At 68.9% G+C, this 1,245-nt stretch carries 1 protein-coding gene; it reads right to left on the bottom strand.

Annotated elements, in window-relative coordinates; all coding sequences use genetic code 11:
* Nucleotides 1-109: 109 nt before the first annotated feature.
* The coding region (locus L979_RS13385; RefSeq protein ID WP_047692700.1) for an IS1634 family transposase at nucleotides 110-1,245 on the bottom strand (1,136 nt) is incomplete at its 5' end.

Genomic DNA, 1,245 nt, shown 5'->3' with positions numbered 1-1,245 from the left:
GCGCCCGGTATAGCGGGTCGTCCTTGCGGCCGCGGTGGCCCTGGGTATGCTGCTGGACCCGGCGGCGGCAACGGTCCAGTGCATCGCCGGCCACCCGAGTCGTGCCAATTTAGTGTGTTGGCCATTCGGTGCCGGTGGCGGTGAGGATCTCGCTGGCGGTGCCGGTCAGCGGGTCGGCGGCGACGTGGGGGTGACCGGCGATGACGACGGTGACCTGTTGCAGCGGGCGTAGGGCCTGGACGATCTTCTTGATGCTCATCCCGGTCTGATCCTGCAGGTGACGGGCGACGGCCAGGGCGGTGACGACGATGGTGAGGTGGGCCTCGATGGCATCGCGGTCGTGGTGGAACATGGGCCTGGCCCGCAGGTCGGTCTTGCTCATCCGGAACGAGGCCTCGACCTGCCACAACGAGTGGTAGGAGGCGATCACCTCCGCTGCGGGCATGGTCGTGACGGGCAGGTTGGTGACGTAGCCCTTCAGCCCGGCCAGGCTGCGGGCGCGGGTCAGGGCGTCCTCGTCCAGGCGCGTCGAGCCGTTCACCGTCTTCACGAACCGCGGTGTGCGGGCTGGCTTCTCGCCGGCGATGACCGCCTTGGCGCGGTTCTCCTGCAGGGTGAGGGTGGCCCGGTCCCGTGCGGCGCGCTTGACGGAGTACGCCCATACCGCCCGCCACGACCGATCGTGCACCGCGGGGTCCCACACGGGTTCGGCGCGCTTGGTGACATCGTTGACCGAGGCCGCCTTGGTGGTGGCCACCCGTGGAGTGATGGTGTCGATGATCTGTCCGTCGGTGAACGCATCCCCGTGCCACCGGAAATGAGAAGCGAGGTCGCCGGGGGCCTTGGTGACCCGCGAGCCGACGATGAACCGCAACCCGGCCGCATCCAGCTCCTTGAGGTTCGATGAGGAGAGCATGCCCGCGTCGGCGACCACCACGATGTCGGCCAGGTTGTGGCGCTGCTGGAACTGCTCGATGATCGGCAGGATCGTGGCGGTCTCGGCCTTGTTGCCCTCGAAGCACCCCACCTCCAGCGGGAACCCGGCACGGTCCACGAGCAGCCCCACGACGACCTGCGGGTCCACGCGCCGCTCCTTCGAATAGCCGACCTTGCACAGCTCGTCCTCCTGCTCGGCCTCGAAGTAGAGGGTGGTTACGTCGTACAGGACCAGCGACAGGTCCCCGTGCCCGGCGGCGTGGGCGAAGCACGCCGCGGCGACCTGGTCGCGGTAGCCGCGTTCCTGGG

Source organism: Kocuria sp. ZOR0020 (genome assembly GCF_000800955.1).
Taxonomy (GTDB): domain Bacteria; phylum Actinomycetota; class Actinomycetes; order Actinomycetales; family Micrococcaceae; genus Kocuria; species Kocuria subflava.
Note: the sequence above shows the minus strand (reverse complement) of the source record. Positions and strands in the feature narration are given on the sequence as shown.